General features: G+C 69.6%; 26 protein-coding genes. 16 read left to right on the forward strand and 10 right to left on the reverse strand.

Translation table 11 applies throughout. The features are described 5' to 3' along the window. Positions 1-96: 96 nt before the first annotated feature. The 7 genes from rpsF (at position 97) to AB0B90_RS31110 (ending at position 4,831) form a co-directional block, all read left to right on the forward strand. Complete coding sequence (rpsF, locus tag AB0B90_RS31080; RefSeq protein ID WP_350941833.1) at positions 97-387, forward strand: 30S ribosomal protein S6; 291 nt, start codon at positions 97-99, stop codon at positions 385-387. 77 nt (positions 388-464) lie between these two features. Continuing rightward, positions 465-1,019 (forward strand): single-stranded DNA-binding protein, encoded by a 555-nt coding sequence (locus AB0B90_RS31085; protein ID WP_350941832.1) that lies wholly within the window; start codon positions 465-467, stop codon positions 1,017-1,019. A 107-nt stretch (positions 1,020-1,126) separates the two neighbouring features. After that, complete coding sequence (gene rpsR, locus AB0B90_RS31090; RefSeq protein WP_344892480.1) at positions 1,127-1,363, forward strand: 30S ribosomal protein S18; 237 nt, start codon at positions 1,127-1,129, stop codon at positions 1,361-1,363. A 14-nt stretch (positions 1,364-1,377) separates the two neighbouring features. Then, positions 1,378-1,824, forward strand: a complete 447-nt coding sequence (gene rplI / locus AB0B90_RS31095) for a 50S ribosomal protein L9 (RefSeq protein ID WP_344744211.1) — start codon at positions 1,378-1,380, stop codon at positions 1,822-1,824. A gap of 317 nt (positions 1,825-2,141) precedes the next feature. Beyond that, a complete protein-coding gene (locus tag AB0B90_RS31100; RefSeq protein ID WP_350941831.1) occupies positions 2,142-3,029 on the forward strand; it encodes an ABC transporter substrate-binding protein in 888 nt (295 codons plus the stop codon). 121 nt (positions 3,030-3,150) lie between these two features. Next, positions 3,151-4,017, forward strand: coding sequence for an amino acid ABC transporter permease (locus tag AB0B90_RS31105; RefSeq protein WP_350941830.1), 867 nt, complete (start codon positions 3,151-3,153; stop codon positions 4,015-4,017). 70 nt (positions 4,018-4,087) lie between these two features. Continuing rightward, positions 4,088-4,831 (forward strand): amino acid ABC transporter ATP-binding protein, encoded by a 744-nt coding sequence (locus tag AB0B90_RS31110; protein ID WP_362926056.1) that lies wholly within the window; start codon positions 4,088-4,090, stop codon positions 4,829-4,831. A 103-nt stretch (positions 4,832-4,934) separates the two neighbouring features. Here AB0B90_RS31110 and AB0B90_RS31115 read toward each other — a convergent pair whose 3' ends face one another. Next, on the reverse strand, positions 4,935-6,503 hold the full coding sequence (locus tag AB0B90_RS31115; protein ID WP_350941828.1) for an amino acid permease: 1,569 nt from the start codon (positions 6,501-6,503) through the stop codon (positions 4,935-4,937). A gap of 220 nt (positions 6,504-6,723) precedes the next feature. After that, positions 6,724-8,043, reverse strand: a complete 1,320-nt coding sequence (locus tag AB0B90_RS31120) for an MATE family efflux transporter (protein WP_362926067.1) — start codon at positions 8,041-8,043, stop codon at positions 6,724-6,726. 442 nt (positions 8,044-8,485) lie between these two features. On the opposite strand from AB0B90_RS31120, the gene dnaB reads away from it, so the two are divergent. After that, positions 8,486-11,125, forward strand: a complete 2,640-nt coding sequence (gene dnaB, locus AB0B90_RS31125; RefSeq protein ID WP_362926057.1) for a replicative DNA helicase — start codon at positions 8,486-8,488, stop codon at positions 11,123-11,125. Between the two features lie 99 nt (positions 11,126-11,224). Here the strand turns inward: dnaB and AB0B90_RS31130 are convergent, their stop codons facing one another. Both AB0B90_RS31130 and AB0B90_RS31135 read right to left on the reverse strand, forming a co-directional pair. Beyond that, the gene (locus tag AB0B90_RS31130) at positions 11,225-11,797 is read right to left on the reverse strand and encodes a WHG domain-containing protein (RefSeq protein ID WP_362926058.1); all 573 of its coding nucleotides are present in this window, start codon (positions 11,795-11,797) and stop codon (positions 11,225-11,227) included. Next, positions 11,790-12,626: an alpha/beta hydrolase gene (locus AB0B90_RS31135; protein WP_350941824.1), complete on the reverse strand. Its 837-nt coding sequence runs from the start codon at positions 12,624-12,626 to the stop codon at positions 11,790-11,792. The genes AB0B90_RS31130 and AB0B90_RS31135 overlap by 8 nt, the downstream gene beginning before the upstream one ends. Before the next feature lie 237 nt (positions 12,627-12,863). Between AB0B90_RS31135 and AB0B90_RS31140 the strand changes: the two genes are divergently transcribed. The 5 genes from AB0B90_RS31140 (at position 12,864) to AB0B90_RS31160 (ending at position 16,876) form a co-directional block, all read left to right on the forward strand. Continuing rightward, the gene (locus AB0B90_RS31140) at positions 12,864-13,133 is read left to right on the forward strand and encodes a metal-sensitive transcriptional regulator (RefSeq protein ID WP_350941823.1); all 270 of its coding nucleotides are present in this window, start codon (positions 12,864-12,866) and stop codon (positions 13,131-13,133) included. A 218-nt stretch (positions 13,134-13,351) separates the two neighbouring features. Further along, positions 13,352-14,695 carry an MBL fold metallo-hydrolase gene (locus tag AB0B90_RS31145; protein WP_350941822.1) on the forward strand — a complete coding sequence of 448 codons (1,344 nt, stop codon included), beginning with the start codon at positions 13,352-13,354 and terminating at the stop codon, positions 14,693-14,695. 36 nt (positions 14,696-14,731) lie between these two features. Further along, complete coding sequence (locus AB0B90_RS31150; protein WP_362926059.1) at positions 14,732-15,337, forward strand: rhodanese-like domain-containing protein; 606 nt, start codon at positions 14,732-14,734, stop codon at positions 15,335-15,337. Continuing rightward, positions 15,334-16,095 carry a sulfite exporter TauE/SafE family protein gene (locus AB0B90_RS31155; RefSeq protein ID WP_350941819.1) on the forward strand — a complete coding sequence of 254 codons (762 nt, stop codon included), beginning with the start codon at positions 15,334-15,336 and terminating at the stop codon, positions 16,093-16,095. The genes AB0B90_RS31150 and AB0B90_RS31155 overlap by 4 nt, the downstream gene beginning before the upstream one ends. A gap of 187 nt (positions 16,096-16,282) precedes the next feature. Continuing rightward, positions 16,283-16,876: an NAD(P)H-dependent oxidoreductase gene (locus AB0B90_RS31160; RefSeq protein ID WP_350941818.1), complete on the forward strand. Its 594-nt coding sequence runs from the start codon at positions 16,283-16,285 to the stop codon at positions 16,874-16,876. Positions 16,877-16,956: 80 nt separating this feature from the next. Here AB0B90_RS31160 and AB0B90_RS31165 read toward each other — a convergent pair whose 3' ends face one another. From AB0B90_RS31165 to AB0B90_RS31190, 6 genes are all read right to left on the reverse strand, one after another. After that, complete coding sequence (locus tag AB0B90_RS31165; RefSeq protein ID WP_362926060.1) at positions 16,957-18,003, reverse strand: CHRD domain-containing protein; 1,047 nt, start codon at positions 18,001-18,003, stop codon at positions 16,957-16,959. Positions 18,004-18,076: 73 nt separating this feature from the next. Continuing rightward, positions 18,077-18,793 (reverse strand): zf-HC2 domain-containing protein, encoded by a 717-nt coding sequence (locus AB0B90_RS31170; RefSeq protein WP_362926061.1) that lies wholly within the window; start codon positions 18,791-18,793, stop codon positions 18,077-18,079. Then, on the reverse strand, positions 18,790-19,284 hold the full coding sequence (locus tag AB0B90_RS31175; protein WP_350943522.1) for a sigma-70 family RNA polymerase sigma factor: 495 nt from the start codon (positions 19,282-19,284) through the stop codon (positions 18,790-18,792). Before AB0B90_RS31175 ends, AB0B90_RS31170 begins: the two co-directional genes overlap by 4 nt. A 618-nt stretch (positions 19,285-19,902) precedes the next feature. After that, complete coding sequence (locus tag AB0B90_RS31180; protein ID WP_350941813.1) at positions 19,903-20,646, reverse strand: phosphodiesterase; 744 nt, start codon at positions 20,644-20,646, stop codon at positions 19,903-19,905. Between the two features lie 156 nt (positions 20,647-20,802). Continuing rightward, positions 20,803-21,537 carry an ABC transporter permease gene (locus AB0B90_RS31185; RefSeq protein ID WP_350941811.1) on the reverse strand — a complete coding sequence of 245 codons (735 nt, stop codon included), beginning with the start codon at positions 21,535-21,537 and terminating at the stop codon, positions 20,803-20,805. After that, positions 21,534-22,433 carry an ABC transporter ATP-binding protein gene (locus AB0B90_RS31190; RefSeq protein WP_362926062.1) on the reverse strand — a complete coding sequence of 300 codons (900 nt, stop codon included), beginning with the start codon at positions 22,431-22,433 and terminating at the stop codon, positions 21,534-21,536. The genes AB0B90_RS31185 and AB0B90_RS31190 overlap by 4 nt, the downstream gene beginning before the upstream one ends. Positions 22,434-22,589: 156 nt before the next feature. Here AB0B90_RS31190 and AB0B90_RS31195 point away from each other — a divergent pair, with 156 nt between their 5' ends. From AB0B90_RS31195 to dnaN, 3 genes are all read left to right on the forward strand, one after another. Beyond that, entirely contained in the window at positions 22,590-24,122 is a 1,533-nt protein-coding gene (locus tag AB0B90_RS31195) for a histidine kinase (protein ID WP_362926063.1), read from the forward strand. A 2-nt stretch (positions 24,123-24,124) separates the two neighbouring features. Beyond that, the gene (locus AB0B90_RS31200) at positions 24,125-24,778 is read left to right on the forward strand and encodes a response regulator transcription factor (protein WP_350943521.1); all 654 of its coding nucleotides are present in this window, start codon (positions 24,125-24,127) and stop codon (positions 24,776-24,778) included. 219 nt (positions 24,779-24,997) lie between these two features. Next, positions 24,998-26,098, forward strand: a complete 1,101-nt coding sequence (dnaN, locus tag AB0B90_RS31205; protein WP_362926064.1) for a DNA polymerase III subunit beta — start codon at positions 24,998-25,000, stop codon at positions 26,096-26,098. The last annotated feature ends 225 nt before the right edge of the window (positions 26,099-26,323 follow it).

Below are 26,323 nucleotides of genomic sequence, written 5' to 3' on the forward strand. Positions count from 1 at the left end.
CGCCGAAATGGGAGTTCCGGGGTGAAGCACGTCAGCGTCCTCCTGTCACGGCACGGTGTCGTGACCGCAAGAGTCCAGAGGAGGTTGGAAGTCAGCATGCGCCGTTACGAAGTGATGGTCATTCTTGACCCCTCGCTCGATGAGCGTACGGTCGCCCCTTCCCTCGACCAGTTCCTCACGGTCGTCCGCAACGACGGCGGCACCGTGGAGAAGGTCGACGTGTGGGGTCGCCGCAAGCTGTCCTACGACATCGCGAAGAAGCCCGAGGGCATCTACGCCGTCATCGACCTGAGCGCCGAGCCCGCCACGGTCAAGGAGCTCGACCGGCAGATGAACCTCAACGAGGGAATCCTGCGCACCAAGGTCCTGCGCCCGGACGTGCACTAATCTCCGGCATTTTGTCGGACGGCAGCCGTACTCTGAGCCGATAACCAGCGAAGGCCGCAGGAAGGGCAGCGCTAGCCATGGCAGCAGGCGACACCACGATCACCATCGTCGGCAACCTCGTCGACGATCCGGAGCTGCGCTTCACCCCCACGGGGCAAGCGGTGGCCCGGTTTCGCATCGCGTCCACTCCGAGGTTCCTCGACAAGACGACCAACGAGTGGAAAGACGGCGAAGGCCTGTTCCTGACCTGCAACGTGTGGCGGCAGGCGGCGGAGAACGCCGCCGAGAGCCTCCAGCGCGGCATGCGGGTCATCGTTCAGGGACGGCTCCGCCAGAGGTCTTACGAGACCAAGGAAGGCGAGAAGCGCACCGTCTACGAGGTCGAGGTCGACGAGGTCGGCCCCTCCCTGAGAAACGCGACCGCCAAGGTCAACAAGACCGCCCGTCAGGGCGGTGGCGGTGGCTTCGGCGGCGGTCCCGCCAACGACCCGTGGGCCTCCGCGGCGCCGGCCGCACCGCAAGGTGGCGGCTTCTCCGGCGGCGGCGGCAACAACTACGGTGGCGGCGGTCAGCAGCAGCAGGGTGGCGGCGGCTTCGGCGGCGGCGACTTCAGCGACGAACCGCCTTTCTAGGGACGCTCCTCCGGGACGGTCACGACCGCGCCCGGCATCCCGCGTCCCAGTCCATATCCGCAGCGACCATTCCCGCCTGACGGCGGGGCTCTGAAAGGAGCACCACGATGGCCAAGCCGGCACTGCGCAAGCCCAAGAAGAAGGTTTGCCTGTTCTGCCACGACAAGATCTCCTACGTCGACTACAAGGACACGGGGCTGCTTCGGAAGTTCATCTCCGACCGCGGCAAGATCCGTGCCCGCCGGGTGACGGGCAACTGCACCCAGCACCAGCGTGACGTGGCGACCGCTATCAAGAACGCTCGTGAGATGGCGCTCCTGCCGTACATGAGCACCGCGCGCTAAGGAGGTCCGGACAGATGAAGCTCATTCTCACCAGTGAGGTCACCGGCCTCGGCGCCCCCGGCGACATCGTCGAGGTCAAGAGCGGTTACGGCCGCAACTACCTGCTTCCCCGCGGCTTCGCGATCCTCTGGACGCGCGGCGGCGAGAAGCAGATCTCCTCGATCAAGAAGGCCCGCGACGCCCGCGAGATTCGCGACCTTGGCACCGCCAAGGAGGTCGCCGGTCAGCTGCAGGCCCTCAAGGTGGTCCTGAAGACGAAGGCCGGCGAGTCCGGCCGCCTCTTCGGCTCCATCACCACGGGTGACGTCGCCGAGGCCGTGAAGGCCGCCGGTGGCCCCCTGCTCGACCGCCGTCGCATCGAGATCGCCTCCGCGATCAAGAGCCTCGGCTCCCACCGGGTCAGCGTCAAGCTGCACCCGGAGGTCTCCGCGTCCCTCGATGTCGAGGTCGTCGCGGCCTGACAGGCCCCGTGAGACAAGGGCTCCTCTCCGTTCGCGGGGAGGGGCCCTTGTCCTTTCCCGGCCCTCCCGCGTCCTGAGGACGTGCTTTGCCCGGATCTTCGACGGGCACGGGGGTTCCCTTCCGGCCTTCCGGCAGCCGGGAGGGTGCTCCTTCCCGCTTCCGGAGAGCCTGCGGACCGTTCCCGCCCCTGAAAGCCTGGGGACCGCGGAAATCCCCTTTCCCGCCGGGAAAAGTTCATATGCTGGTACCCCGTTACCCCAGGTCACTGCGAATACATACAATTCGGAAATCGTTGCTTCGCCCTGGAGGTTTTGTCATGGTTCGTCCCTCGATGCTGTTCGCGCTCGGTGCCCTCGCGGCGACCGCGGTGGCCTGTGCGCCGGCTTCGGAAACGGCGACCCCGGCGAGCCCCGCATCCTCAACGTCCGGCGACGCCTCCGCGGCCCCCAGCGCCTGCGCCAAGGACAGCCCCGCGCTGAAGACCCCCGGCAAGCTGACCATCGGCACCGACAAGCCCGCCTACGACCCGTGGTTCAGCGACGACGACCCCACCAACGGCAAGGGCTTCGAGAGCGCGGTCGCCTACGCCGTCGCGGACCAGCTGGGCTTCGCCAAGGATGACGTCACCTGGGCCACGGTGAAGTTCGACTCCGCGTTCGCACCGGGCGCCAAGCAGTTCGACTTCGACGTGAACCAGGTCTCGGTGACCCCCGACCGGGCGAAGGTCGTCGACTTCAGCAAGGGCTACTACACGGTCAAGCAGGCCGTGGTCGCGCTGGACGGCTCCAAGATCGCCTCCACCACGGACCTCGCGGGCCTGAAGGACGCCAAGATCGGCGTGCAGATCGGCACCACCTCGCTGCAGGCGGTCAAGGACGTGATCAAGCCCTCGTCCGAGCCCAACGTCTACAACGAGCAGATCGACGCCGTCAACGCGCTGAAGAACAAGCAGGTCGACGCCGTGGTGGTGGACCTGCCCACCGCCTTCTACGTGACCGCCGCACAGGTCGAGAACTCCAAGATCGTCGGTCAGTTCGGCGCGGCCTCCGGTGAGCCCGAGGTCTTCGGCGCGGTCTTCGAGAAGGGCAGCCCGCTGGTGAGCTGTGTGAACGAGGCCATCGACAAGCTGACCGCCTCCGGTGAGCTGGCGAAGATCGAGACCGAGTGGCTCGGCTCCGCCGCGGGCGCACCGGAGCTGAAGTGACCCTGAAACACCCTCCGACACCGTCCGCGACCGGACCCGGCCCCGGAGCCGACGCGGACGCGGACGCCCGGGTCTCGCCACGGGCGCGGCGCGCGTACGGTCCGCGCCACGGCGGCGCTCGATGAAGAACGACGAGCGCCTGCGGGTTCCCGTCGACTGGCAGAAGAGCGAACGGCAGCTTGAGCGCGAGCGGCTCCGCAGGAGGGCGTCGATCCGTTCGAGCTCCGTCGCGACGGTCTCGACGATCCTCGTGATCGTCCTGCTGCTCTGGCTCTTCACGGCCTCCCCCGGCTGGCCGAGGGTGCGGGAGACGTTCTTCGACCTCGACCAGTTCACCGGGGCGCTGCCGGACGTGCTGAGCGGGTTCCTGCTCAACGTCAAGATCTTTCTGATCGCCGAGCCGCTCATCCTCATCGTGGGACTGCTCGTCGCGCTCGCCCGCAACCTCACCGCGCCGGTGTTCTTCCCGCTGCGTGCCCTGGCGGTGATCTACACCGACGTCTTCCGCGGCGTGCCCACGATCCTCATCATCTATCTCGTCGGTTTCGGCCTGCCCGCGCTCGGCCTGCAGGGGACACCGACGGACCTCGCGACGCTGGGCATCATCGCGCTCACCCTCTCCTACGGCGCGTACGTGGCGGAGGTCTTCCGTGCGGGCATCGAGTCGGTGCATCCCAGCCAGCGGGCCGCCGCCCGGTCCCTCGGGCTGAGCCACGGCCAGACCATGCGCCACGTGGTGGTGCCGCAGGCCGCGCGCAGGGTGGTGCCGCCGCTGCTCAACGACTTCGTCTCACTGCAGAAGGACACCGCGCTCGTCGCGACGATCGGCCCCCTGGAGGCGCTGCGGCAGGCGCAGATCCACGTCGCCAGCACCTTCAACTACACGCCGTACCTCGCGGCGGCGCTGCTGTTCATCCTGCTCACCATCCCGATGGCCCGCTTCACCGACTATCTGGCGGCTCGCTCGCAGAGACGGCGGGGCCAGTGAGCGTGCGTAACCCGGCGTACGGCGGCGTCCCGTCGCCCGGCGAGACGGCGACGGCACGGGAGGAGAGTGCATGAGCCTGCTCACCATCGAGGGGCTGTGGAAGAACTACCACGGCCACAACGTGCTGCGCGGGATCGACCTGGAGGTCGAGTCGCACGAGGTGGTCTGCCTGATCGGCGCCTCGGGCTCGGGCAAGTCCACCCTGCTGCGCTGCGTCAACCTGCTGGAGACCGCCGACGACGGCACGATCACCCTGGACGGCGAGGAGATCACCGATGCCAGGGTCGACCCCGACGACGTGCGCAAACGCATCGGCATCGTCTTCCAGGCGTTCAATCTGTTCCCGCACATGAGCGTGTTGGACAACATCACGCTGGCCCCGCGCAAGGTCCACAAGGTGAGCGGGAAAGAGGCCGAGGCACAGGCCCGCGACCTGCTGGCCAGGTTCGGCCTGGGGGACAAGGCGGACGCCTACCCCGACCAGCTCTCCGGCGGCCAGCAGCAGCGTGCCGCCATCATCAGGGCGCTGGCCACGCGGCCCCGCCTGATGCTGCTGGACGAGGTCACCTCCGCCCTGGACCCCGTGCTGGTCAAGGAGGTGCTCGGGATCATCAGGGAGCTCAAGGAGGGGGGCATGACCATGGTCCTGACCACTCACGAGATGGGTTTCTGCCGGGAGATCGCCGACACCGTCTGCTTCCTCGACGGCGGCGTGCTCCTGGAGCGCGGCACCCCCGAGCAGATCTTCACCGATCCTCGTGAGCCCCGCACCAGGGAGTTCGTGCAGAACGTGATCGACGCCCGGCGTCTCTGATCCCCTCTCGCCCGCGCGTCCCCGAAGCCGCGCGAGGGTCGTGAGGTCCACGGGCGTCTCAGTGGTCCGGCGGGCCTCATGGCCCGCGCGGTGGACGGTCCGCTCAGCGCCGGTGCCTGCCGCGAGGTCCGGCCGTGGGCCCGGGGCCGCCGGGCCGGCCGGGAGGGCCCTGTGCAGGGTCGTACCGCCCCGGAGCGGGGTCGGCGGGAGCCTCGGGGACGGGGCGCGCCATCGTGGCGAGCACGCTGTTGCGTCTGCCGTACACCAGGTAGACGAGCACACCGAAGGCCATCCAGATGATGAAGTACAGCCAGGTGATGAGCTGGAGGTTCACCATGAGCCACAGGCAGGCGAGGATCGTGGCGATCGGCAGGCCGGGAGAGAGCGGGGTGCGAAAACCTCTCGGCAGCTCCGGCATCGTCTGCCGCATCCTGATCACCCCGCCGGCCACGACGATGAACACGAACAGGGCACCGATCACGACCAGTGGTTCGAGCGTCAGCACGTCCACGAGCTCGGCCAGCAGGATCGCGACGAAGCCGATGACCAGGGTGACCCTTGTCGGGCTGTGATAGCTGCGATTGATCTTGGAGAGCGGGCGGGGAATGAGCCCGTCGCGCGCCATGGAGAACATCACCCGGGTCAGGCCGACGAGCAGCACCAGGATGACGGTGGTGAGGCCGAGCACCGCCCCGATGTTGATGACGTGCACCATGAAACCCACGCCCGCGTCGCGGAAGGCGCTGGCGAGCGGTGCGTCCGTGTCGATCTCGTCGTACGGGATCATCCCGACCATGACCACCGCGACCGCGATGTAGATGACCGTGGTGATCACCAGCCCGCGGATGATTCCCTTCGGGATCGAGCGCGGGGCGTCCTCGGCCTCCTCGGCGGCGGTGGCCACGACGTCGAACCCGATGTACGCGAAGGTGATGGCCGCCGAGGCGGCGAAGATGCCGAACCAGCCGAACGCGCCCGTCTGGCCGAAGAGAAGACCGAGCAACGGGGAGTGCAGGGCGTCCTCGGCCTTCCCCCCGGGCGTCGCCGGCACCGGGATGGCCGCGAGGTTGCGCCGGTCGAAGTGGAGGGCGCCGATCACGATGACCGCGCCGATGGCGAGCAGCTTGGCGATCACGATGATCCACAGGGTGCGCAGTCCGACACGGGCGCCCAGGGCCACCACGGCGGTGAGGATCACCAGAATGAACAGCGTGAACAGGTCGAAACCCATGCTCTGGCCGACCACGCCCGCGACCGCGCCGGGAAGGTTCACCCCGAGGTCGGTGAGCATCTGGGCGGCGTAGAGCGACCAGGCGCGGGCCACCGCCGCCGTGGCGAGGAGGAGCTCCAGGATCAGCGCCCAGCCCACGACCCAGGCCCAGACCTCACCGAAGATGACGTAGGCGAAGGTGTAGGCGCTTCCCGCGGTCGGCATCGCGGAGGCGAGCTCGGCGAAGCAGAAGGCCACGAGCAGGCTGGTGATTCCAGCGATCATGAAGGAGAGGAACACGCCGGGTCCGGCCATGCTCGCCGCCTGGCGGCCGGCGAGGCCGAAGATTCCCGCGCCGATCATCACACCGATGCCGAGGACGATGAGGTCCGCCCCGCGATAGGCCGTGGGGAGGCCGTGGCGCGCACCGGTCCACCGGTCGGTGGCATGGTCCGGCGGCATGCGGCGAACGATCGAGGGGGAAGGGCCTTTGGGCACGACGTGACCAATCGTGGTGGGCTTTTAACCCTGTATCGAGGGACTTGTCTCACAGTGCCGCAGGAGAGTTTCGCAGGTCAAGGGCTATCCCATCACGTGGTGGATACCACAGTGTCACGCCCGGATCACCTGTTCGGCGGACACGTTGCGTCACCGGCGAACCACTTTCGGGCGCTCGGACGTCTCAGCCGCCGACCACCAACCACGCCGTGCCGTACGCCCGCGTCGACAGGGTCACCAGCCGGGCCGCCATCCATAGCCCGAGCGCCAGCCAGAGCGCGACCAGACCGCCGCCCTTGAGATCCACCAGGAACGCGGCGGGCAGATAGGCGAGCGTCGTCCATACCCCCGCCCAGGCGAGGTAGCGCCGGTCTCCGGCACCGATCAGCACGCCGTCCAGCACGAACACCACCCCGGCGACGGGCTGCAAAGCGGCCACCACCCAGAGCAGGCCGAGCAGTTCGGCGGAGACGACGGGGCCCGCGTCGAACAGCGAGGGCACGAACGGCCTGACCACCACCACGAGGAGGCCGAGCAGCACGCCCGAGCCGACTCCCCAGGCCACCATCCTCCGGGTCGCGCCGCGGACTCCCGCCACGTCGCCGGCGCCCAGCGCGCGGCCGGTGATCGCCTGCCCGGCGATGGCGATCGCGTCCAGGGCGAACGCCATCAGGGTCCAGATCCTGATGGCGACGGTGTGCGCCTCGATCTGCTGCTCCCCCATGCGGGTGGCGACGGTGGTCGCGACGGCCAGCACCACCTGAAGGCACGCCGTGCGGATGATCAGGGCGACCCCCGCCGAGCCCGCCGCCCGTACGCCCGCCAGGTCGGGGCGGAACGGCGCGCGGTACCGGACGAGGATGAGGAGGAGGTAGACGGCGGCGGCGAGCGACTGGGCCAGCACCGTGCCCCAGGCCGAGCCCGCGATCCCCCAGCCCAGTCCCAGGACGAAGACGATGTTGAGCACCGCGTTCAGTCCGAAGGCCCCCACCGACACCAGCAGGGGGGTCGTGGTGTCCTGCATGCCGCGCAACACGCCCGTGCCCGCGAGCACCAGCAGCATGGCGGGGACGCCCAGCAGGCTGATCCGCAGGTAGGTCACCGCCTGCCGGGCGAGCTCGCCCTCGGCGCCGATCAGCTGAACCAGCGAGGGCGCGAGGGGCCAGACGACCACGATGATCGCCAATCCCACCCCCGCGGCCAGCCAGAGGCCGTCCACCCCCTGCCGCAGTGCCCGGCCGGTCTCGCCCGCGCCGATCTGCCTGGCCACCGCCGCGGTCGTGCCGTACGCGAGGAACACGCACAGCCCCACCAGGAAGGTCAGCACCGTGCTCGCCACTCCCAGGGCGCCGAGCGCGGGGGCGGGCAGCCGGCCGACGACGACGCTGTCGGTCAGCAGGAAGAGCGGTTCGGCGACCAGGGCGCCGAACGCGGGCAGCGCGAGCCGCAGGATCTGCCTGTCGTGGTCGCGCCCGGAGCCGCCGGGCCGATCGGCTCGACCGATCTGACCTGGTTTGTCGGATGAGCCGGAGCCGGACCGACCGGACCGGTCGGGTCGATCGGCCTGGTCGGCCCGATCGGGTCGGCCGGATCGAGGAGTAAGAGGCACTTATCCATTGTGCCTCTTACCTCCCAGTGGATCTCCGGCGGGATGAACCTCTCAGGACATGCCATCTGGGGCGACTTTCAGCGTGTCGCCCCAACTTTCTTTTCTCCACAGGCGGTGGATTAAGTTTTCCCTGGTCAGAGCGTTATCCACAGCTGTGGACAAGAGTTATCCACAGAACTGTCCCCAGGGTGCCCACACCTCTGGGGAAGAAGTGCACAGCTTATCCACACCTCTGTCGACAGGTCGCGTTGCCAGCCGGGCGTGGAGCCGCGAAACTGTCACACCGGTCCGCTACAAATAGAGATAACGTAACTGTGTTCGAAAGAGGGGGTGTGTGGTGAGCGTCGCGGAGCCGCCGGTCTTCGAGCCGAGATTCGAGCGCACCCCACCGAACAACATCGAGGCCGAGCAGTCGGTCCTGGGCGGCATGCTGCTGTCCAAGGACGCCATCGCCGACGTGGTCGAGATCCTGCGGTCCGACGACTTCTACCGCCCGGCCCACCAGATCATCTACGACATCGTCACCGACCTCTACGGCCGCGGCGACCCCGCCGACGCCATCACGATCCTCGACGAGCTGCAGAAGCGGGGCGAGGTCGCCAGGATCGGCGGTGGCGCCTACCTCCACACGCTGACCGCCATCGTCCCGACCGCGGCCAACGCCGGTTACTACGCGAGGATCGTCCGCGAGCAGGCCATCCTCCGCCGCCTGATCGAGGCCGGCACCCGCATCGTCTCCTACGGCTACGGCGGTCAGGACGAGGAGGTCGACGACCTCGTCGACCGCGCCCAGGCGGAGATCTACAAGGTCACCGAGCGCCGCACCTCCGAGGACTACGTCCCCCTGGCGGACATCATGCCGGGCGCCCTCGACGAGCTGGAGGCCATCGGCGGCCGGAGCGGCCAGATGGTCGGGGTCCCCACCGGTTTCCAGGACCTCGACTCCCTCACCAACGGCCTGCACCCGGGCCAGATGATCGTTGTGGCGGCCCGGCCCGCCATCGGCAAGGCGCTCGCTCTCGACACGCCGCTGCCCACTCCCGTCGGCTGGACGACCATGGGGGAGGTCGAGCCGGGTGACCACCTGATCGGTGCGGACGGCAGGCCGACACGGGTGGTCGCGGCGACCGAGGTGATGCACGGACGGCCTTGTTACGAGGTGGAGTTCAGTGACGGCACCGTGGTCGTCGCGGACGCCCGGCACCAGTGGCGGACGACCACACGCGCGCGTCGCCGGCAGGACTCGGAGAGCCACCGGCCCGCCGAATTCATCGAGCACGTCGGGAGCGCGTACGAGACGTCGACGGCGGAGCCGACGAACGCCTCCGCGACCGCCGCCCACGAGGACGTCGTGACGACCGAGGAGATCGCCCGCACACTGCGCTGCGCCTCGGCGGACAGGCGACCGAACCACGCCGTCGCCGTCGCGGCGGCGTTCGACCTGCCCGAGCGGGATCTGCCGTTGCCCGCCTACGCGCTCGGAGTATGGCTTGGCGACGGTCACCCCGACGGTGCCGGGTTCACCACCATCGACTCGGAGATCGCTCTCAACCTGGAGGCCGAAGGGGTGCGGGTCACCCGTACGAGCTCCGATCTCCCCTACGCACTCGGTCTGCCGCATCCGTCGCCCGTGACGGACGTGACGGAGCGGCCCTGCACGGTATGCGGTGCCCTGTTCGTGCCCCGGACGTCCCAGGCGCGGACGTGCGGTCGCCCGTGCGGGGAAAGGGCCCGTCCGGTTCCGGCGACCACGTGTCCCGACTGCGGTGGTCCGTCCAGCGGTGTGCGGCAGTGCCAGGCATGCCGGAACGGTCATGACACGGTGCGGGCCATTCTGCGCACCCTCGGTGTCCTCGGCGACAAGCACATTCCCCAGATCTATTTGCGAGCCTCCGAGAAGCAACGGCGCGCCCTGCTCGCCGGTCTCCTCGACACCGACGGACACGTCGGCCGCGACGGCCGGATCCAGCTCGAGGTCACCGACAGGAGACTGGCCGAGGACGCCTGCGAACTGGTGCTGAGTCTCGGCTACCGGGCGACGACGAGGACACGGACGGTCAAAGACGGAAGCGTCGGCTCCTCCACCTTCTACATGATCGACTTCACGGCGGCGGACAAGGTGTTCCGGCTGTCCGGCAAGGCCGTCCGGCAGGTGACCACACCCCATCCGTCCACGCTCGTTCGATACATCGTCGACGTGCGGCCGGTGCCCTCGACGCCGGTGAGATGCGTGGAGGTCGACAACGCCGACCACATGTACCTTGCCGGAAAGACCTGCATCCCAACGCACAACAGCACTCTTGGCCTGGATTTCGCGAGATCCGCCGCCATCAAGCACGGCATGACCACTGTGGTGTTCTCGCTGGAAATGTCGCGCAACGAGATCACGATGCGCCTGTTGTCGGCCGAGGCGCGGGTGGCGCTGCACGCCATGCGGTCGGGCACGATGACCGATGACGACTGGGCGAAGCTGGCCCGGCGGATGGGCGAGGTGGCCGAGGCGCCGCTGTTCATCGACGACTCGCCCAACATGTCGATGATGGAGATCAGGGCCAAGTGCCGTCGCCTCAAGCAGCGCAACGACCTGCGGTTCGTCATCATCGACTACCTGCAGCTGATGTCCTCGCCGAAGAAGACCGAGAGCCGCCAGAACGAGGTCTCCGAGATCTCCAGGGCCATCAAGCTCCTCGCCAAGGAGCTGGAGGTCCCGGTGATCGCGATCTCCCAGCTCAACCGTGGCCCCGAGCAGCGAACGGACAAGAGGCCCATGGTGAGCGACCTTCGCGAGTCAGGGAGCATCGAGCAGGATGCGGACATGGTCATCCTGCTGCACCGGGAGGACGCCTACGAGCGCGAGTCGCCCAGGGCGGGCGAGGCCGACCTGATCGTGGCCAAGCACCGTAACGGCCCCACTGCGACGGTCACCGTGGCGTTCCAGGGCCACTACAGCCGTTTCGTCGACATGGCTCCTCACTAGACCTCGCCGTAGGGGGGCCGCGACCGGTGAACCGTTCCGCGTGGCGTGCCCCTCCGCGCCGGAGGGATCTGGAGGGACCCGTCCCAGACGGCGGCATTCTCACATGGCGCGCAGACCACGGTCGGTGAAGGCGATCAGCCACTCGAAGCTTTCCTCGATGTCCGCGCTCATCTGGAAGCCGTGGGCCGCCTGCAGGGTGGCGAAGCCGTGGCAGAGGGTGCGAAGCATGCGCAGGGCGTGATCCATGTCGGCCTCTCCGATCTCGTAGCCGCGCAACACCGCCCTGAACGTGCCGAGCGACCGCTGAGCCGCGGTGATCAGCGGATCGTCCGGATCGGACGGATCGGACGGTTCCAAGCCGATCGTCGCGGCGTACCGGCCAGGGTGATTCAGGACGAAGGCGCGGAAGGCGTGCGCCGCGGCCGCCAGGGCGTCACGACCCGCGTACCCCTGGATCGCGCCGCCGATGGCGTCGGCGACCTCGTTCAGCGCCAGGACCGCGATACGACGGCTGAGGTCTTCCTGTCCGCTCACGTGCTTGTAAAGGGAGGGGGTGCGCACGTTCAGCCGTTCGGCCAGCAACCCCATCGTCAGGTTGGTGAGGCCCACCTCGTCGGCGAGGGCGGCACCGGCCGCGACCACGGTCGCCGGGTCCAGACCGGCCCTAGGCACGAGCGGCGTCCGAGCGGAGGAAGGCGAGCGTGAGCGAGACCACCTGGTCGGGGAACTGGTCGTGCGGGTAGTGCCCGGCGCCCTCGATCATCTCAAGGCGGCCGAGGCCGGAGGGCAGGCCCTCGACGATCGCCGAACCTTCGGCGTGCGGATCGGCCCAGTCGGGGTCGAGTGTGCCCATCACGACGAGGACCGGGCAGCGGACGTTGCCGAGCTGTGCGCCGGCGTCGGCCGGGGCGCTGCGGCCCATGGCCTGCAGGGCCTTCATCCGGCCCGGCTCGCGCATCAGGGAGTCGACGCGGCCGATCCGCTCGGCCCAGTGGGCCGGCTTCGCGCCGGGGTAGGCCACCTCGAGGTACGAGCGCCAGAGCCGCACGCTGCCGAGCACGGCGGTGCCGAGCAGCCGCAGCATGCCCTGCCGGAAGCGTTTCGTCCGCAGGTCGCCGACGCGGATCGACTGCTTGCGGGTGAACGGCGCCAGCTCGACGACCGCGGTGATCAGCGATGGCTCCTGCGCCGCGGCGATGGTGGCGGCACCGCCGGAGAACGAGTGGCCGACGAGCACGGCCGGACCGCCCAGGTGACGGATCACGGCGAGCAGGTCGCCGGCGGCGGCGGTGCGGCTCCAGGCCGGCCAGTCGACGCTGGACTCGCCGCAGCCGCGCAGATCGACCGCGGCGACCCGGTATCCCGCCGCCACCAGCGACGGGATCATGGCGCGGTACGCGGCGCGGCTGTCGCCCATGCCGTGAGCAAGAACGATCAGCGGGCCGGATCCGGTCACCTCGTAGGCGATCGTGCCGCCGTCGACGGCGAGATGTTCGCTCATGACATCCTCCGAGTTAGGCTAATAAAGTTAGCTAAAAGCTAATCTGATTAGCTTGCCTTGTCAACCACGAGGCCCCGGAAGCCTGTTCGATCGCCCCCTGTCGACATGTCGTGTGCCGCGGCCGTTGGGGTTCAAGGGTGTGGGCGGCGCCTCGCGGGCCGATGGCGAGCGTGATGTCCTGTCGTGATGAGGTTTGGGCTGATTTGCCGTTTATACCCCCCTGGGTATAGTGAGGCCATGGAACTGAAAGAGTCGATGCTCGGCGACGCCGTCACCCGCCTGCGCCGGGCTCAGGGGCAACTCGGTGGTGTGATCGCGATGATCGAGGCCGGCGAGGACTGCGAGAAGGTCCTGACCCAGCTCGCCGCCGTTTCCAAGGCGTTGGACCGGGCCGGGTTCAAGATCGTGGCCACTGGGATGCGCTACTGCGAGGCGGCCGAAAGTCGCGGCGAGCGGGCCCCTATGGACAGAGCGCAGTTGGAGAAGCTGTTCATGGCGCTCGCCTGAACCCTCTCCTGGCCGGACCCGATCGACTTCGGGTTCGACCATGTCCTCCATATACCCCCCCGGGTATAAGGGTCGCTTCCGTCGCCGGAGCGCCGCCGCTCGGCGCCGGGCCGGATCCCGGCCCGATGGAGTCGGCAGGGCGGGACATTCGGCCAGGCTGTTCCTTTTTTTATCCTCTACATACCCCCCGGGGTATAAGAAAACGAAAGGCGTACCTCATGGAAGTCGTCTCCTTCCGCACCCCTGGACTGGGCGATCAGACCTACCTGCTCACCCACGAAGGTCAGGGGGTGCTGGTCGACCCCCAGCGCGACATCGATCGCTTCCTGACAGCCGCTACGGAGCGCGACGTGAATCTGCGCTTCGTGCTGGAGACCCACCTGCACAACGACTACGTCTCCGGCGGTCAACAGGCCGCTCGCCGTACGGGCGCCGAACTCGTGCTCCCCGCGGCGGCGGCGGCCGCCTACCCGCACACTCCCGCCTTCCACCTGGAAGACATCTCCGGCGAGCGCGGCCTGTCCCTGCGTCCTATCCACACCCCGGGACACACTCCTGAGCACACCTCCTACCTGGTGCTGATCGACGGCGAGCCGATGGCCGTCTTCTCCGGCGGCAGCCTGCTGGTCTCCTCGGCCGGGCGCCCGGACCTGCTCGGGCCGGAACGGGCACGCACCCTGGCTCGCCACCAGTACGGCTCGCTGCGCCGTCTGGCCGACCTACCGGGTGAGGTCCGGCTACTGCCCACCCACGGCGAGGGCTCCTTCTGCACCGCCACCGGCGCGGGCCGCTACACCTCCACCGTCGGCGAGGAGAGAACCGGCAACCCGCTGCTGGCCATCGCCGACCGTGAGAGCTTCGCCGACCATCTGCTGGCCGCCCCCATGCCGATCCCCACCTTCTACCGGCACATGGGGCCAGCCAACACCCTCGGCGTGCCACCCATGCCCGCGACCGACGTGCCGGTACTCACCCTGGAGCAGGTCCCCGACCAAGCCCGCCTGCTGGACATCCGCCCCCGGGCCGCCCAGGCCGCCGGCCTGCTACCCGGCTCCGTGGGCATCGAGCTCGGCGCCGACTTCGGTAGCTGGGCCGGCTGGCTGCTGCCCTATCGGGTCCCGCTCGTCCTGATCGCCACACCCGGCCAGGACACTCGCGAGGCGGTCACCCAGCTCGCGCGGATCGGTATCGACACCGTGCTCGGCGTCGTCACCGACCTCGGCCAGGCGGTCACCTCCGGTTTCGAGCTGCTGGAGCTGCCGGCCTTCGCCGACCGGCTCACCGCGCCCGGCGCGCAGCTGCTGGACGTCCGGATGCCCGGCGAGCAGCGAGCCACGCCCATGCCCGGGGCCGTCGAGCGTTTCCTGCCCGACCTGGTGTCCGAGGGTTTTCCCGCCGATCTGGACCGGGAGCGGCCGGTCCTGATCGCCTGCGGCTCAGGCAGGCGTGCCTCCATCGCGGCCGGTCTGCTGCTTCGGTCCGGTTACCGGCCGATCGTGCTGAACGGCGCGGGCGTGGCCGAACTGCGTGAAGAGCTCGCAGCCACCTTCACCACCACCTGACCTCCGTTCCCCTTGAACGACAAGGATCTCGAACGCATGACCTCCACCCCTTCCCTGGACGTGTCCGCCGCCCGTGCGCTCATCGCGGCCGATCCCGACGTGCTCGTGGTCGACGTGCGCACTCCGGGTGAGTACGCCACCTGCCACATCCCCGGTGCCGTCAACCTGCCGCTCGACCAGATCGACGCGCATCTGAACCGGATCGTCGCCGACGCCGGCGGCCAACTGCTTCTCGTCTGTCAGGTCGGTGGCCGCGCGGCCCAGGCCCGCGCCAGGCTGACCGGCGCCGGTCTTGAGGGCTCCACGATCCTGGCCGGCGGTATGAACGCCTGGAACGCGGCCGGTGGTCCCACCTCCGGTGCCGATGACGGCGGCAGGCCGCGCTGGAGCCTGGAGCGGCAGGTGCGCCTGGTCGCCGGAAGTCTCGTCTCCTCCTCGGTGCTGGCCGGCGTCTGGTGGCCGCCGGCCGGTTATCTGGCGGGATTCATCGGTGCCGGACTGACCTTCGCCGCCATCACCGACACCTGTGCCATGGGCATGGCTCTGGCGAGGTTGCCCTACAACAGAGGACCGCGTTTCGACGCCGAAGCCACCCTGCTGCGGCTGCGCGGCGGACGCCCGGACGGCCGGGCCACCTCGTGACCACCACCCTGGTGCTCACCGCTGCGGCCGCCGTCGCGGTGGGCGTGGCCCTCGGTCTGTTCGGCGGCGGTGGCTCCATCCTCATGGTGCCCATGCTCATGTACGTCGCCGGAGTAGCGGGCAAGAGCGCGATCGCCATGTCCCTGCTGGTGGTCGCGGTCACCAGCGCCACCGCACTCCTCTCGCACGCCCGTACGGGCCGGGTGCGCTGGCGTATCGGACTGATCTTCGGCGCGGCGGGCATGGCCGGAGCCTACGGCGGCGGCCTGATCGGACCGCATCTGCCCGAGCAGCTGTTGCTCGGCGCATTCGCGGTGATGATGGTGGCCACCGCGATCGCCATGATTCGCGGACGCCGGATCGCAGACGGGAGAACGCGGGAGCATCTGCCCCTCGGCAAGATCATTATGGACGGGGTTATCGTCGGCGTCGTCACCGGCCTGGTCGGCGCGGGTGGTGGCTTCCTCGTGGTACCGGCGCTCGTCCTGCTCGGCGGTATGCCGATGGCCGCCGCCGCCGGAACCTCGCTGCTGGTCATCAGCATGAAGTCGCTGGCGGGGCTGGCCGGTTATCTGAGCGCGGTCGGCATCGACTGGCGTCTGGCCGCCGTGGTCACCGTCGCCGCAGCGGTGGGCGGACTGCTCGGCGGCCGATACGCCGGACATGTCGACCCTGATCGGCTGCGCAAGGCGTTCGGCTGGTTCGTCCTGGCGATGGGCGTGTTCGTGATCGCCCAGCAGGTCACCGTGCCGACGTGAGCGGGCGGGGAGAATCGCGCCGCGCGCCGGAAGGGCGCCGCCACCACCGTGGACGCCGTGGGCGGGGGCGACCGATGCCGACGGGTGCGCGGTTCCGGCTTGACGTGAACCAAGGTTGAGGTACGAACCTGTTCGTACGGCGCCGCGAGGGCGCGGACAGACCCACTGTGACCAGCAAAGGACCGTCATGCCCGAAGAGCAGATCCGGTTAGCGGTGATCGTCGGCAGTGTCCGCGAAGGGCGGCTCGGCCCGACCGTCGCGGAGTGGTTCGCGGGCCGGGCCCGGCGGCACGAGAGCATGGACGTCGATGTCGTCGACCTTGCCGAGACCCCTCTGCCGATGGTGATGCCCCGCTTCGGGGCCGCGCCAGCCGCGGAGGCGGCGCGGGCTCTGGGGATGCTCACCTCGCGGCTGGCCAGAGCCGACGCGTTCGCCGTCGTGACGCCCGAGTACAACCACAGCTTTCCGGCCTCGCTGAAGAACGCCATCGACTGGCACGACCGGCAGTGGCACGCCAAACCAGTTGGTTTCATCTCCTACGGCGGCGTCTCCGGTGGCCTTCGAGCGGTCGAGCAGCTCCGCCTGGTCTTCGCGGAGCTGCACGCGGTCACCATCCGAGACACCGTCAGCTTCCACGGCGCCCGGAGGAATTTCGACGACAAGGGGGAGCCGATCGACCCGCAGGGCTGCGACGGCGCGGCCAAGGTCCTGCTCGACCAGCTGACCTGGTGGGCGCGGACGCTGCGCGAGGGAAGGACCGCCCGCCCCTACGTCACCTGACCTGACGGGTGGTCTGTGACGACCGTGGATCCCCTCCGCGTCCCGGACTCACCGCCGCGGCGCGATCCCCGGACGTCGGTTCACCAGCCGCCGCCGGACCTGTAGAGCTGACCGCGCACCGCGCCGCCGCCGAACTCGGTGGTGTGCAGGTTGGTGTACCAGTTCTTCGGGTTCTTCTTGATGCCCCGGGCGATGTCGGGCTTCACCGGCGCGGTGCCCGCGATCCCGGTGACGCCCTTGGGCAGGCCGTTCGAGTCGGCGAAGAAGTCGATCACGACATCGCCGTTCTTGCCCTTCTTGCCCCGGTGGATGTGCCCGTTGGTGGGGGCGGCGAGCTTCTCCCAGATGGTGGCGTAGTAGACCTTCGAGCCCTTGATACCGACGAGCCATTCGGCGCGGCCGTTCGGGTCGCCGACCTTCTTGCCGGGGACCGGGACCTCCTGGCGGCCGTCGGCGTTGGAGTGGTAGACGGGACGCACGCCGGCGGCGAGCACGTTGGACAGGTTGGTCGGGCTGATCCTGTGCATCTGGGCGCGTACCGCGCCACCCGGGAACTCGGCGGTGTGCAGGTTGAGGTACCAGTTCTTCGGGTTCTTCCTGATCCCCGCCAGCAGGCCGCCGTCGTTGATCCTGACGCTGCCGAGGATGGCCTTGCTGCCGCCGGGCAGGGCCTCCATGAAGAAGCCGACCTTCACGTCGCCGTTCTTGCCGGCCTTGCCCTGGTGGATGTGGAACGCGGTGGGGGTGTCCGTCCCTTCCCACCGTACGGCGTAGGAGACCTCGTTACCGCGGATGCGGACCACGGCGACGGCCTTGCCGTCCTTGTCGCCGACGGCGGGACCGCCGCTGGTCGGCACCTCGTTCTTGCCGAGCAGGGTGCCCGCGAAGTAGGCGTCCGCGGTGCTCGCGGTGCCGGACGGTGTGGCCGCGGTCGTGCCGGCCTGCGCGACCGGGGCGAGGGTCGCGGAGAGTGCCGAGAGCATGGTCGCGGCGATGGCCACGCCGGAGACGGTGAGGGTGCTGCGCATGGACCGCTTGGACATCGTGGACCTCTCGTAGCTGTAAGGGGCTGCTGCGTTCTTCAGCCGGTTGTACGGCGCCACGTCCGACGATGGTTCAATATTCAAGTACGTAAAAATACGCAGAGGGAAACGGCCGGGAAAAAGCCCTCCCGCAGAACGGGAGGGCTAAAATGCCCGGTCAGACCGCGACGGTGAGCAGCGTGTCCCCGCCGTTCGTGCGCACCTCGAAGTGGTCTATCCCCGCAGGTCCCCAGGCGACCCCGCCGTGCACGTAGAGCGGTTCCGGGGAGCCGGGAACCCCGTATCCCCGCTCGGGCACCGCCCATCCGGTGACCACACGCCGCTCGCCGGTCGGGGAGACGGCGACCAGTTCGCACTCCAGCGGCCCCTTGACGCCCCTGAGCTCCAGGACGGCGTGGGTGCCCCAGCCCTTCGTCTCCAGCACCAGGCCGCCGGTGACCCCGGAGGCGCCCTTACCGGCGAGCGGGGTGCCTGTCCGGTACGCCTCTTCCGCAGGACCGTGCGCGGAGTGACCGACGGGGACGCTGCCACCCTCGCCGGAGATCGCGGTGCCCGCCGCGATCCCTCCGGCGACGAGGGTGACGGCCGCGGCGGCGCCGATCACGAACGTGCCCCTGCGGGCACGCCGGTCGGCCGTCCTGCGGCGGCGCAGCAGGTCGACCACCTCGGCGGGATTTCCCTCGCCGGCACCCGCGACGTCGTCCCCGAGGGGACCGATGCCGGCGAGCGCGTCCGCCACCCCCGACAGCTCCCGAAGCTCCGCGGTGCAGGACGGACAGGTGGCGAGGTGGTCGGAGAAGGCCGTCCGGTCGGGCTCCCCGAGGATGCCCAGGGCGTACGCGCCCACATCGGTGTGCTCCACCCGCGAGGTCATGCCGTCACCCCTCTCTCCTCAAGGGCGACGCGCAGCGCGCGGAGGGCGTAGTACGCCCTCGACTTCACCGTACCGACGGGGATGCCGAGCGCCTCGGCGGCGTCGTTCACCGACCGGTCGCGCAGGACGGTCTCGTTGAGGATCTCGCGATGGGCGGGAGACAGCGAGTTGAGCGCGTCCGACACGACGACCTGTCGCAAAAGATCTTCCATCTGATCGGGCATGGGCACACTCTCCAGTGGTCCCTCACCCGCCTCGTGGGGACGCGCGTCCTTACGGCGTTGGTCATCGATCACGATATGTCTGGCGACCGTCGCGAGCCAAGGCATCAGGGACGACGCGTCGGCGTCGAACCGGTCCGCGCTGCGCCACGCGCGCACCATGGTCTCCTGCACCACGTCCTCGGCCCACTGCACGTCGCCACGGGTGAGCCGTACGACGAAGGAGAGCAACGGCCGACGGTACGTCCGGTACAGCTCCGCGACGACCAACTCGTCGTCGGGGGCGTCGACCGGTCGCAGGCGATGGGAGCGGCGCGGCCGGTCACCGGACCGGGAGGAGGCTTTCACGATGGGGTCTTCTCCGGGGGAATCGGCCGACAGGGAGGTACAGGCGCCTTGCCGGGTCACCACGCGCTTCCCGCGGTTCGCGCCGGGCGGTCGTGACCGGAGCGCGGGCCGGCGTCGCCCGCCGCTTCGCGGTCGCGGATGCCGGGCTGCGGTTCCGCGATCACGGCTGTGCTCGCTGGAACGGGCCGCCACAGGGCGTCCATGATCACGCTGTGCCCTCCCCGGTTCGGGCGCCGGACGTTTTCCGGTGTCGGCAGGCAGTACGTCGCCGGATCCCCGCGGGTTCAACGGATCATGTGGGTTTCCGGCTATCAGCCGAAAAACCTTCGCACCAGGGGTGAAAGCAGGCTGATTTCCGGTCGCGGCACCACTCCGACAGGACATGCGTGCCGGCCGCTCTCCCGAGGTGCGCGAGCCGCCGGGGACGGGCCTCCCGACGGGAAGGTCAGATCTTCCACGACATACGGCCGTCAAGTGGCCGGGTCTCCTGGAGCGTACCGCTCAGGCCGCGGCACGCCGGGAGGGCGGGCCGCGGCGATGTCACAGGACCGGACGGACGTGGGTGACGAGACGGCCACCGTCGAAGACGTGAATGGCGATCTGCGGCGGCAGGTCGTAGTCGACGGGGATCGGGATGTCGAGCTCCTGGCTGAGCCGCAGCGTGGAGACGACCCCCGGCGCCACCGAGAGCGGCAGGCCCGCGAAGACGGTGCTCGCCGCGGTGTGGGCGTGGCCGGTGATGACGGAAACCACCTGCGGGTGCCGCCGCACGACCGCTTCCAACCGCTCGGGGTTCCGCAGCCGGATCCCGTCGACGTACGGGATGCCCAGGGACACCGGCGGGTGGTGCATGCCGACGAGGGCCGGGGTGTCCGGAGCCTCGGCGAGCACGCCGTTCAACCAGGTGATCGTCTCGTCCTCCAGGAAGCCCTCTGGCCGCCCGGGGACGCTGGAGTCGCACAGCGCGACGGTGAGCCCGTTGAGCCTGAGGACCTGGTTGACCGGCCCGTCGCCGCCTTCGTCGAGGCCGAGCAGGGCCTTGCGGAACGCCGGACGGGCGTCGTGGTTACCGGGGCAGACGATCGTCGGATGGCGCGTGGTCAGCAGCTCACGCGCGATCTCGTACTCCTCGATCAGGCCGTTGTCGGCGATGTCGCCGGTCACCACGACCGCGTCCAGGGGACCGGGGAGGTTCTCCAGGTGTCGCATGACGGATCGGGTCCTGTCGATGCTGCGGGGAGAACCGTCGATGTGGACGTCACTTACGTGCGCCAGGATCAGCATCAGTCAAGAGTGACATATCCGGCTTCCCATCGCTGGGCATCCGGAGCGCCGAGCAGGAACGCACCGGGCGGGGAAAGCCGGTGTGAACAGGAGAAGCCGGGGTCCGTCCCTGCCCCTCGCGTGGGACGGACCCCGGCGGACCGTAGGCCGTACCGGCTACTCCCAGCGAAAGAACCGCGCCGCCAGCCCGCCCATGACCAGCACGGTCGCCACCATCACCACCAGGTGCAGCGGCTGCGGCGCGTGTCCCGCCCACGTGTCGCGGAGCGCGTCGGCGAACGGCGCCATGGGCAGGAAGTCCCCGATCCGCCGCACCAGGTCGGGCATCAGCTCCCGGGGAATCCACATCCCCGCCATGAACAGCAGCGGGAACATCAGCAGCGAGCCGATGCCCGGCGCCACCTTCGCGTTGGGCGCCACGGCGGCGATCAGCAGTCCCAGGCTCAGCATCGAGGCCGTGCCGAGCACGAACACCCCCGCGAAGGCGAGCGGGCTCCTGGGCAGGATCGACCCCAGGACGAGATGGCCCGCGCCGACCAGGAGGACGGTGGCGACGATCGCCACCACCAGGTTGTTGACGAGCTGTGCGACCAGCAGCCGGATCGGATGGACGGGAGTGGTGGACATCCGGCGCAGCACGCCGCTCTCCCGGTAACTCACCAGCGTCGCCGGCAGGACGGTCAGTGCCATCGTCACCACCGCGAGGATCACCATCATGCCGGGCAGCTGCGTGTCGATGACCCGCTCCCCGCCCAGATCGGGGGTCGCCTCCCGGAAGCCGGGGATCTGTCCCAGCGCGATCAGGAGGGCGAGGGGCAGCAGCATCGCGAAGATCGGGCTGCCCGGGTCCCGCAGGAAGAGCTTGGCCTCGGTCAGGAGCATCTTGTTCATGAGGAGATCTTCTTTCCGGTGAGGCTGAGGAAGGCGTCGTCGAGGGTGGCCTGCTCCACGCGCAGGTCGGTGGGTACGACATTCGCGGCGGCGAGGGCTGTCGTGACCGCGAGGAGCAGGTTGCCGGTGCCGGTGACCGCGACCTGCCCGCCGCTGCGGCTCACCCCGGTGACCTCGGGGAGGGCTTCGAGCCTGGTGTCGTCGAGCGGCCCGGACGACCGGAACCTGACGGTCTGCCGCCCGCCGACCCTGGCGATGAGGCCGGACGGGGTGTCCATCGCGACCACCCGGCCGGAGTCGATCAGGGCGAGCCGGTCGCAGAGCCGCTCGGCCTCCTCCATGAAGTGGGTGACGAGCAGGATCGTCACGCCGTCCTCGCGGATCCGCTCGATGAGCTCCCAGGTGTCGCGGCGGGCCTGGGGGTCCAGGCCGGTGGTCAACTCGTCCAGGATCGCCACGCGGGGGGTGCCGACCAGGGCCAGCGCGATCGAGAGCCGCTGCTGCTGGCCTCCGGAGAGCTTGCCGTAGGGGGTGTCGCGCTTGTCGGCGAGCCCGACGCGCTCCATCAACTTCACCCAGTCCGCGGGCCTCCGGTAGAAGGAGGCGTACAGGTCGAGCGCCTCCCACACCTTGAGTTTCTCCGGCAGCGCGGAGCTCTGCAGCTGGACTCCCAGCTGTTCCCTGAGCTCGGTGCGGTGCAGGCCTCCGAGCACGTTGACGGTGCCGGAGTCGGGGACGCGCAGGCCCGCGACGCACTCCACGGTGGTCGTCTTGCCGGCGCCGTTGGGGCCGAGAACTCCAAAGATCTCGCCCTCCTCCACGGTGAACGAGACGTCGTCCACCGCGAGTTGGTCGCGGTACCGCTTGCGGAGGTTGCTGACCTCGATGACCTTCATGCTCACCGACGCTACGAGCCGCGCCGCACGCGGAGAATCCGTCTACACCCCCGGCGGGGGCGGGCCAGGCACCCGAGGGGGGTGTGGCTACCCCCACCCCCGCAGGGCACCCTCCACCACTGGGCACATATTGGACGTATCACCGACACTTGACCCATGAAGACGTACGCGGTGACGGTCGGCAGGGCACTCGTCCTGGGAGCGATGGCGCTGCTGGACGCGGTCCTCGTCGTCGTGATCCTGGTCGCGTCCCTGCTGACGTTCGGGCTGGGGATGATCTTCTGTTTCCCGCCGATGGTCCGGCTGCTCAGGTTTCGCACGGGGGTGGCGAGGAGGCTGACCGGCAGGTGGCTCGGGACCGCGGTGCCGGTCCCCTACCTGCCGTCCCCGCTGCCGGTGCGTCCCCAGCCCGACGGCTGGTACCGCTACGAGCGCCAGCTCTACAAGACACCGTGGTGGCCCGACTGGAACAACCGTCTGAAGTGGATGTTCGGCGACCCGGCCACCTGGCGGGACGGGCTCTGGGCCTTCTTCAACCCGCTGGCCGGTGTCCTGCTGCTGCTGCCTCTCCTCCTGGCCGGATACGCCCTCCTCACGCTCCGGTCCGATCTCCCCGCGGCCGGCTCGCCGCTCCTGGCGCTCGCCGCGGCCCTCACGCTGCTCGCGACGCCCATCTTGCTGCGGGGGTACGCGCGGTGGAACCACCTGCTGCTGTCGCCCACGGCCAAGGCCGTGCTCACGGCGCGGGTCCAGCGACTCGACCAGGCCCGCCTGGCGACGGTCGACTCCCAGGCCTCCGAGCTGCGAAGGATCGAGCGCGACCTGCACGACGGGGCGCAGGCGAGGCTCGTCGCGATGGGCATGACGCTCGGCGCGGTCGAAGAGCTGATGGACAAGGACCCCGCGGCGGCCAAGGTCCTGCTCGGCAAGGTCAGGGAGGCATCCTCCACGGCGCTCGTCGAGCTGCGCGACCTCGTCAAGGGCATCCACCCTCCGGTCCTGGCCGAGCGCGGCCTCGGGGACGCCGTGCGGGCCCTCGCGCTGGACAGCCCGCTGAAGGTCACCGTCACCGTGGACCTGGCAAGTCGCCCCGACTCGCCCGTGGAGTCGGCCGCCTACTTCTCGATCAGCGAGCTCCTCACCAACGCGGCCCGTCACGGCGGCGCCGAGCGGGTGTGGATCGACATCAGCAGCAACGACCGCGCGCTGCGGGTGGTGGTCACCGACGACGGCTCGGGGGGCGCCGACCCGTCCCTGGGCAGCGGTCTGCGCGGCATCGAGCGCAGGCTGGCGGCCTTCGACGGGGTGCTCGTGGTCAACAGTCCGAAGGGTGGCCCGACCACCGCCACGTTCGACCTGCCCAACGCCCTTTCGGGGGAGGGCGGGCCGGACCGCAAGTCGTCCTTGCCCCGAGGCAAGGCGATCATCGTCGGGATCTGCTGGGGGCTCGGCTGGCTCCCGCTCTTCCCGCAGGGGCTGGTGGCGATGTTCATGAAGATCTTCGATGCCGAGGAGCGCAGCTGGGTTCTCGCGCTCTACCTGCCCGAGTCCCTGCAGTGGCCGTTGATCGTCTTCAACATCCTCCTGGGCCTGTCCATGTACACCGCGGGCACGCTCATCCCCGTCATGCACGCCCGCCAGCAGCGGCTGGCGGAGGTCCTGCCGGCCCGCCTATGGTTGGGCCGATGAGCCTGAGAGTCGTCATCGCCGAAGACCTGTATCTCCTGCGGGACGGCCTGGTCCACCTGCTCCAGGCACACGACTTCGAGGTGGTGGCGGCCGTCGAGTCGGGGCCGGAGCTGCTGGGAGCGCTGACCGGGCTGCGACCCGACGTCGCGGTGGTCGACGTTCGCCTTCCGCCCACGTTCACCGACGAAGGTCTCCAGGCCGCGCTGGCGGCGCGCCGGGCCATCCCCGGACTGCCGGTGCTCGTGTTGTCCCAGCACGTCGAGCAGCTGTACGCGCGAGAGCTCCTCGCCGACGGCTCGGGTGCGATCGGCTATCTCCTCAAGGACCGGGTCTTCAACGCCGAGCAGTTCGTCGACGCGGTCCGCCGGGTGGCGGCGGGGGGCACCGCGATGGACCCCGAGGTGATCGCGAAGCTGCTGGCGAGCACCGCCAGGCACCAGCCGCTCGGCGCGCTCACCCCGCGCGAGCGCGAGGTGCTGGAGCTGATGGCCGAGGGCCGCTCCAACGCGGCGATCTCCCAGCGGCTGTTCCTCAGCGAGAGCGCGGTCGGCAAGCACACGGCCAGCATCTTCGCCAAGCTCGACCTCGCACCCTCCGACGACGACAACCGCCGCGTGCTCGCCGTCCTGACCTACCTCAACGCCGCCCGCGGCTGACCCGTCTCAACGCGATCTCCCCCGACATCCGCGTGGTCGACCTCCCGAGCCCGTTCCCGGCCGGGCACATCGCCCATCGACGAGCCGACTCGTCGGCGCCCGCGCGGACGATCCGCTTTTCTTCGGCCGGGTACCTGTTCTGTCGGTCTCAGCGGATAGCGTGCTGTTGAAGTACGGCTTCCGCGCCCGGTGTGCCGTTCGGGACGAAGGGATGATCAGGTGAAGTTCCAGGTTAACCGTGATGTCCTGGCCGACGCCGTGGCCTGGGTGGCCCGGGTGCTGCCGAACCGACCGGCGATCCCCGTCCTGTCCGGCCTGCTCCTGGAGGCCGACGACGGCGACCTCGTGCTGTCGGCCTTCGACTACGACGTCTCCGCCCGCGTCTCGGTCGAGGCGGTCGTGGCGGAGCCGGGCCGGGTGCTGATCCCGGGCCGGATCCTCGCGGAGATCACCCGCAGCCTGCCCGGCGAGGTGGTGGAGGTCCTCACCAGTGGTTCCGAAGCGGTTCTGACCTGTGGAAGCGCGGAGTTCGGCCTGCTGACCATGCCGGTCGAGGACTTCCCCTCCCTGCCCGAGATGCCGCCGAAGATCGGTGCGGTCGGCGGTGTGGTCTTCGCGAGCGCGGTCAATCAGGTGGCCCCGGCGGCGAGCCGCGACGAGAGCCTCCCCATGCTGACCGGCATCCGGGTCGACATCTCGGGTGACGACGTGACCATGGCCGCCACCGACCGCTATCGCATCGCGGCCAGGGAGTTCGACTGGCGCCCGGAGACGGCCGGCACCACGGCCGCCGCGATGGTGCCCGCGCGGGTGCTCGTCGATGTGGCCAGGTCGCTGCGCGGCGGCGAGGTGTCGGTCGCGCTGGGCGACGGCGTGGCCGGTTTCGAGAGCATCGGCCGGGCCACCACGGTCCGCCTGCTCGACGAGCAGTTCATCGACTATCGCTCGCGGCTCACCGACGACTGGTCGATCAGGGCCGACCTGCCGGTGACGCCGTTCATCGACGCGATCAAACGGGTCGCGCTGGTCGCCGAGCGCAACACCGCGGTCCGGCTCTCCTTCGCCCAGGGGCAGGTCCTCATCCAGGCGGGCGGTGGTGACATCGGCCGGGGCACCGAGGTCGTCGACGCGGAGATCTCCGGTGGCGACATCCAGATCGCCTTCCAGTCCCAGTTCCTGCTCGACGGCCTGCACGGGGTCGAGACCGAGCTCGTCAGGCTCAACATGGAGTCACCGAGCCGACCGGCCCTCATCACGGAGGTTCCCGGCGATGCCGACCCCGCTTTCCGCTACCTCGTGATGTCCCTGCGCCTCACCTGATCGGACCCTGCCGCCGGCCGCGCCGTTTCGAGACGAGCGCTCTCCGCGTCCGTCCCGAGAACCCATACCGGCCTCTCCTGCCGGGTGCCCTCTCGCATGCCAGGCGCTCTCATGTCGCGGGGGGGCCCCCCCCCGAGGGGGGGGGGCCCCGCGGCGGCGGAGGCAGATCGGGGCGGAGGTCCGGGGCCCTGGGCGGCCCGCTGCGCGGGGAGGGCGGGGTCGGCA

This window comes from Streptosporangium sp. NPDC049078 (genome assembly GCF_040648855.1).
Classification (GTDB): domain Bacteria; phylum Actinomycetota; class Actinomycetes; order Streptosporangiales; family Streptosporangiaceae; genus Streptosporangium.